The organism is Ruegeria sp. N8 (genome assembly GCF_056531325.1).
In genome coordinates, this window is sequence record NZ_JBQFLQ010000023.1 from 1 (window position 1) to 7225 (window position 7225).

Annotated in this window: 5 protein-coding genes and 2 pseudogenes; 2 read left to right on the forward strand and 5 right to left on the reverse strand. The window is 52.2% G+C overall.

The window, feature by feature from the left end; translation table 11 throughout:
- Positions 1-237: 237 nt before the first annotated feature.
- A pseudogene (locus tag ACR0C5_RS19530) lies at positions 238-417 on the forward strand (IS6 family transposase); the annotation flags it as partial.
- 86 nt (positions 418-503) lie between these two features.
- Here ACR0C5_RS19530 and ACR0C5_RS19535 read toward each other — a convergent pair.
- Positions 504-2831, reverse strand: coding sequence for a caspase family protein (locus tag ACR0C5_RS19535; RefSeq protein WP_480878599.1), 2328 nt, complete (start codon positions 2829-2831; stop codon positions 504-506).
- Entirely contained in the window at positions 2818-3063 is a 246-nt protein-coding gene (locus tag ACR0C5_RS19540) for a hypothetical protein (RefSeq protein ID WP_480878601.1), read from the reverse strand. Before ACR0C5_RS19540 ends, ACR0C5_RS19535 begins: the two co-directional genes overlap by 14 nt.
- 195 nt (positions 3064-3258) lie before the next feature.
- Here ACR0C5_RS19540 and ACR0C5_RS19545 point away from each other — a divergent pair, with 195 nt between their 5' ends.
- Positions 3259-3546 (forward strand): hypothetical protein, encoded by a 288-nt coding sequence (locus ACR0C5_RS19545; protein WP_480878603.1) that lies wholly within the window; start codon positions 3259-3261, stop codon positions 3544-3546.
- 263 nt (positions 3547-3809) lie between these two features.
- Here ACR0C5_RS19545 and ACR0C5_RS19550 read toward each other — a convergent pair.
- From ACR0C5_RS19550 to ACR0C5_RS19560, 3 genes and pseudogenes are all read right to left on the reverse strand, one after another.
- Positions 3810-4397: pseudogene (locus tag ACR0C5_RS19550) on the reverse strand (transposase); the annotation flags it as partial.
- A 151-nt stretch (positions 4398-4548) separates the two neighbouring features.
- Positions 4549-5634, reverse strand: a complete 1086-nt coding sequence (locus ACR0C5_RS19555; RefSeq protein WP_170774035.1) for a hypothetical protein — start codon at positions 5632-5634, stop codon at positions 4549-4551.
- 118 nt (positions 5635-5752) lie between these two features.
- The gene (locus tag ACR0C5_RS19560) at positions 5753-6934 is read right to left on the reverse strand and encodes an adenylate/guanylate cyclase domain-containing protein (RefSeq protein WP_480878605.1); all 1182 of its coding nucleotides are present in this window, start codon (positions 6932-6934) and stop codon (positions 5753-5755) included.
- Positions 6935-7225 lie beyond the last annotated feature (291 nt).

Genomic DNA, 7225 nt, shown 5'->3' on the forward strand with positions numbered 1-7225 from the left:
GAGGCTGCTGCGAGACCGCTAGAGAACCGCCCACCGGCGCTGAGACGACCGCTGACGAGTCGTTCCGGGTGCTGAAGACTGGTCGCTGGTGTTGGTGGGTGGTGGAGCGGATGTTCAATCCTAATGCAGCGAACTGCCGCTTCGAGCCCAAACCTACCAAGTTGTAGCATCGTAGCAACGTCGGCTGAAGAGTGCCGACTACCACAAGGATGGTGGAGCTCAGATGAGGCTGCTTACATAATTGAACAAGATCATCGCTTCATCAAACGTCGCATCAGACCCATGTTAGGTTTTTTTTTATCTTTCTCATTAGCTGAATCTGCTCTGGCCGGCATCGAATTAGTCAACATGATCCGCAAAGGTCAATTCACACCCGGAATCTCTCCGTTTCAGCAGTTTGCTCAACTGGCAAGTTAATAGATCCGCCCGCGCAATCTCTTGAACCTTCAAAGGAACCTGCGACAGAACCGTCTTTTGAGCCGATGTTTCCAGGCTTATCATTGTCAGAACAAATCAAAGCGAACCGGGTTTTGCGCCCAATAGACACGGGCTGCCAACAGCAATCTTTCCTTCGGATCAATTGTTGCCGCAAATGAAACGGGCACGCCGAACTTTGCACTGACATTCTCCAGTGCAAGCTGGGTTGCGGGCCCAATCAGGCCGTCCACTGCTATGTTTTCGCCCAGCTCGTTCAAAGCCATCTGCAAAGAACGGTCCAAATCCACCCGTGAAATCTGTTCCAGCTGTGCCCTGGCCTGAGCCGAGGCTTCTTCATTAGGCAATAGAGCGGCCTTGGCAGCGCGTAGTGCTGCGTCAGCAGGTCCGCGTTTGGCCACTTGCCCATCTAAGATGATATATGCACCGTTCGCGCCACCCCAAGCATCACCACGCGCAAGTGATTTGTCATACCACTCCAGCGCTTCGGTTCGAGATCTGCCCTGCAACTGATCGTTGAGGATCATTCGGGCGATGCTGGCTGGTGCGGTCGGGTGGCCGCCCTCTGCCGCAGCCAGAAAATAACCTTCGGCTTTGTTGAAATCGACTGGATTGCCGCCAAGCCCGAATAACGACACATAGGCAAGGTTATCATAACCATAGATGTCCTTGCGCAACTCAGATGCGCGAAGGTATCTCATTCCGCGTTCAGGGATGTAATGGTCGGAGTTGTCGCGCAGAAAGTACAGCCCAAGTTCGTTCATCGAAAACGTATGACCGAGTTCGACGGAGCGTTCCAGAAGTTCAAATCCGCGCTTTTTTTCGTTTTCTGTTTCCCCATTCCGTAGCAGTTGCTTGCCGAGGCTGTGCATCGCGTAGGGGTCCTGTGCGGTGGTCGCGTCCTCTAGCAGCGCACGTGCTTTTTGGGGGTCATAAGGTGTTTTGGTTACGGCACGATCAATGCGATCAGTATACAGCAGAGTTGCAAGTGCATATTTTGCGCGGATATGGCCACCGTCGGCCGCCGCTGAAATGTTGCCAAACGCGTCTGACACCTGACCCGCAGCCTGCTGTACGCGTCCGAGTTGATAGAGAAACCGCATGTTGCCGGGGTAATCCTCAACCGCTTGTGTGCAGGCCGCCAGAGCGGTGGCGAGGTCCAGTTCATTTGGAAGGCGAAAGACGCCAACCCCGTTCAGATCCAGTGCATCTCCGGCTTCTAGATCGCAGGTATTCAATTCCAGTTCTAAAGAAACTTCCACCAGATGTTTCTTTTGATCCGCCGTAACTGCTTCAACCGAAAACGTGTCGCTGAAATCGGTATCTGCCAACTCGTTGGCCCGCGCGTCCGTTATTTCCGGTGAGTATGTAAGGCTGCCACTCGATGACTGACCGTTTGTTGTGACGACGCCGCGCCGTGGATTGCCGACAAGACGCAGGCTGAGAACTTCATCCCCGAGTTTCTGTTCCAAGGCTTCGGATATTTGGACGTTTTTGTCGAATTGCTGGCTCAGGTTCATAGACTTGGGCTCAGTTTCCAGCACAGGTTCTACATCTGATTCCGTCTGCTGTTGCGCCAGATAGAAAGGACGCACAAGTGTCGAGCTTTCCCACGGGATTTGTTTGCCCGCTGTTGACTGGTGAACCTTTTCACGAATGATGGGAAACAGTTGTTGAATGTTCTCGAAAGGCGAGGATTGTGCGGTTTGCAGAACGGCCGCGGTATAGGGGCTGTTCTGACCCTCGGCACCATCACTAGCCGCCGCACCGGGGGAGGTAGAATAGGCGACCAACGAGTTCAACGGGGTTTTGAAAACGTCAAACCCTTCGCGGGTTTCGAACAGGTTGGCATCCAGATCAGCCGCCAGCCTCAGGTCCTGGAAAGGATTGTCACGACATGAATCGAGGATCGCCACATGCGCAGAGCTTCGTGCCGACAGGGCGTCAATCACGCGGTCCAGCGTCATGGTTGCTAAAGGCACATCGTAGATACTTTCAAATTTTGCATCCACGGGCAGTAAATAGTTCCGGCGGCCGATCTGAATGCCGTGACCCGCGTAATAAAACAAAACGTCAGCTGAATCAGGAATATTCAAAATCGCAGTTCTAATAAGTTCTTCAAACTTGCGTTTGCTCAGGTCATAGCCGTCATACACCCGAAAATCGAAGCCACGCAGCATATCAGCAATATCCTGCGCGTCCTTACGAGCGTTCGTGAGGTCTCCGACATTTGTGTAGTCTTGGTTGCCAATCACGATGGCCACGCGGGCCGAGGATATTTCTTCTTGGCTATTTGCGGCGTCCGTTTGCGCCAGCGCCATCTGGGTGGTTAGGAGCACGACCGGCACCCCGGCCAAAACCTGACCGAGTTTACCTTTTATCTCACGCAGAAACATTAAACGATCCTTTCAGATCAAACTCAGCCCCAGCTTCCGCCACCGCCGCCGCCAGCGCCGCCGCCTGCGCCACCGCCTCCGCCAGCGCCACCGCTATTGCCTCCGCCATCGCCGCCCCCTCCTTCGTTGTCTTCGCCCGAGACAGGCGTGCTTCGGCTGACAGAAGTGGTTGTTGATGACGCAGGAACCGAAGCTTGCGCGGCAGCTGGCTGCTGCTCTGGAACCGGCGCATCCGGGACTTCTGACTGCGACCACGGCGTGCTACATCCGGCAACGGCAACAGAACAAACAACTAAAGTACAAATGGTTGAAATACGCATTCACGCCTCCTCAACAAAGTTCAAAACCCTTAGGACGGTACTGGAATACTTGGCACTGCGAAGTGTAGCGTAAATAAACTGGTTCACACAGGTAAAAGAGTCTTCATGTGCGCCGTAGGAGCGGCCGGAAGCGGGTTCTGGGCACCGGAAGGCCACTGGTTCTGCCGGATGGCCCGAACCAGTGGTGGGGCCTAGAATTCGTTTCCGACGCTTTGACCGATGGTCGCCGGTTCCGCATTCTGGCCGTGATGGATGACAATGCACGCGAGAACCCAGCTCTGCTGGCTGGCACACCCCATACATGCTTGCGTGCCACGCGGGAGCTTGATCGGCTGATTTCGGAGCGTAGTCAACCTAGCACCATTGCCTCTGACAACGTCCTATTTGCGGAATGAATGGCTGATTTAGCATCAGGTCATAGTCATGCTGAAGCGTTCCAGCACGGTCAATTGTGTGTCAGTTCGGCGTTTTGGTTAACAATATGTCTCTCCTATAATATACATAGAGTACGCTTTTGCGGCTCTCACCGTCCTTATGACGAAATCTGCGGGTCGTTGAGCAGAAGGCCTGAACACTATCTGAGAAGTCGAATGCTCGCCTCTACGGCCCTTACAGAGAAAGGTCCTTCTGCTGTCGATCATCCCTCAAAGAAGGGACGTTAGGGTTCGCCGCGTTTGATGGCCTCGTGTGCCGCCCGGGCTATTTTTGCAGCGATTGCGGTATACGCCTTGCGGCGCAAATGGGTGTTCTGCCGATCCTTAGCGGTGTAACGCTCGAATTCGTCGCGGAAGCTATTGGTCTTTTGCATGATTGCCACCTGACCAGCCATCCAGAGTGTCCGTCGTAGCCGGGCATTGCCATATTTGGGCAGCTTGCTATGGCCGATGAATGTGCCGGATTGGATGGTTGCGAGGTCCATGCCACAGAACTTCAGAAATTGGCGGTGATGCTGAAAGCGGCGCAGATCGCCAGCCTCTACCAGGATGGTCAGCACATTGATCGGCCCGATCCCTGGGATAGATGTCAGCTGCTGATAGCCGTCGTTGGTCTTGAGCAGTTCAACGGCGCGACCCTCAATCTCGATACGATGAGCAATCAGGTTACGTCCTTCGCCCAACACCAACCGAAACATCCACGCGGCATCTGAGTTCGGTTCAATGGGCAAACCCACAGATGACTTAGCTGTTCGGTAACTATCTGCAAGAAAACGTTCTTTTAAGACTTTGCAACCTACAACCTGCCAGGCGTCAGCGAATAATGCCTCACTGGTGGCGGTGTTTCTTGCACACTACGCTTCACCATGAATTTAATTAACATGGCACGTGATGACAGGTTCCCCGCTTTGTCGCTCCCGTTTTCAAGCGTAAACAAGCGGCACTCACGATATTTGGTTGGCCTTAACTGCCCGGGCCAAGAGAACAGGTCAGGTTGCCACCATACCACCCGGCAAACACGCCGCGCGAACGTTGGCCTTTGAGTTTTCTTTTCAAAAGCAATCCAGCTTGGGTGTTGGGATAGTTGCGAAGATAGGCCTCCGCCCAAGCAAGGTTGTGGTACCTATCGCTTCGCGTAGTCCAGAAAAATGTATCTTGGGGACCGCTTAAGCCAACTGGGTTATTCGGCGCAGCTGATGACTGAACAAGCCATACCAATGCTCCATGGATATCTGTCTGACGGCTCTTATGTCGAAAGCCTTTTCCACCGCCACGCCGCGATGCATCCATCGCAAGCACGAGGTACCCGTATGTGATAAACGTGTAGTGTAGTTGCCGCTTGGCCGGACGTTTGTTGCGAGCTTGGTCAAATGTACCGGCCAAAGGGGCATTCGGGCGCATTTGCCGCGCTAGATATGCTAGATCTCTTTCACCTTTTTTGAACGCTTTTCGATTACCTGTTTCTGCACCCCATGCCAAAAGCCCAGCCGCACGGGCGGCATGGCCTTCTTTGCCGTACATCTGCTCGAAACCGCCTACTGAGCCTGCCCTTGCTGCAAGTCGATCCCCCCAGTCTGCAATTGCGACAATTCTTGGGTCATTTTTTCCCAGAATTGCGCTTAGTGAGCTGTAAACCATCGACAAGTTGAGCAGGATGTTCGCTTGCCACCAGGCTGCGTCTATCTTCACGCCATCGAACAAGCCTTGTTTTTCGAATGATCTGGCCTGAGCGGCGGCTGCAAGTTGATCGGCGATCTGGCTGGCGTCCGCCTTGGATCCGGTACGAAGTAGATGGGAATTTGCTGCGCCGAGCTCATTCATGAAAACAGCGGGAGGTCGGTCTTTGCCGGATGCTGTTTTGAAGGGTTGAGTGATTGGTGCGGTTGTGAATTTGGAAGGCTTACGTTCCGGGCACCAGGCATTTCGGTAGGAACTATTCGCAGAGAAGAATTCCAGTCTTTTTTGGGCGTTTGCGAAATCGGCCGCCACGGGTTTTGCCCCTAAAATCCCGATACAACATATTAAAATTAAAACGAAAAATAACCGCATATCACCAATATCCCACTAGAATACTTATCACTGATGCTAGTGAGATGTTCGAGAATCAGTCAAGCACCAGTCTTGAATTACGAACCTTCCGCAAAACTGTAACTGGTACATTTCGGAATTAGGGTTTGGGAACCTCAACTATGAACGAACGCTTCCAAACTGTTGTGTCGTTCCAAAGAGGGCTGGTTTTGGGAACATTCGGGCCTTGAAAATTTCCGAAATCCTGATTGCCGCTGCTGTTATCAGGACTACCTCGCTTCCAATTGGAAAAACTCATGGGCTCACCATTTGCCCATCTCCAGCCACCATCAGGCTCCGCGCCTTCAGGGTCTTGCACCAAACCAATCAATGGTCCCAGAGCGAGGTTTCCTTCGAACGCCCAGTGTCCATCATCTTGCAGCGTCAGTTGATACACAAAGTCGTTTTCTTCTTCGTCAGTGATGGTAACGAGGTGTCCGCCCAAGGCTTCGGAAACCTTTTCAAGAATCTCAAATTCTGCGCCCCACGTTCTGATTACGTAGTACGTCGAACCCCCGTATTCGCCGACGGTCACCAAATCAAAAAAATCAAGCAGTTCTTCGCGAGATGGGTTTAAGGTCAAAAAATCCTCTAGGTATTCGGGGTCAAAATTTTTTGCCTCGTCGGATTTGTTTGACAGAAGGGCAAAGACTGAGAAGCCAACAGATATTAAGACAACCCCGAATAAGAGGGGCAAAAAGTACTGCCCACGAACCCAAGCCTGAAGTCGTCGCGCGGCTTTCTCGTAGGTTGGCAGGGTGGCCTCACCTACTTTGTACACCTTCAATGGTTGATCAAGGTTTTTGACAAAATGCTCGCCGATTTTTGTGAAGCGGTAATCCAAGCTTCCTTTGACTTGCTCAATAACGTTTTCGGCTAAACAGATTCCACCGGGTTCCGAAATCGTCTCAAGCCTGGATGCTACATTCACTCCGTGACCCAACAAATCACCGTTGGGTTGCTGAACGACCTCACCAATATTGATACCAATCCGGTACCTCATGCGGTCGCTTGTTCTAAGCTGAGCATTGTTAGCATTGTGTTGTTCTTGAATGGAAATAGCGGCTTCCACCGCGCCGGTGGGATTGTCAAAACACGCCAGCACGCTATCGCCTGCCGTGTTTGCGATCCTGCCTCCGTAAGACTTGATAATCGGATCCATAATCGAACGAAGCTCTGCGAGACGATGTAGGGTAGCCTCTTCATCCTCAGAAACGAGTTTCGTAAACCCAGCAACATCTGCCGCCAATATCGTCAATAGTCGCTTTGAGTTTTTGTACACATCAAACTCGCAAAAATACTCACATGATGTTCGAAGTAGGACATTTCAAAGTATGCTGGCAGATTTTGGATGCTGTATCAACAAGTGGTGATGGCGCTGCCCGCTTAGCTTATTTTCAAGCGAAATGATTTCATTTGTCAGAGAATGTAGCCAAGCCTACTGGAAAACGTCTCTAAAACTCAGAGAATGCTATTTCTTGCCTAGGGTCAGGACTCGTTCTTGTTTCATAGCCAGAAGATGACCGTGGCGGCGAGAGCGATGGCGGAGAGGAATACCTTTGGGCACCTGTCA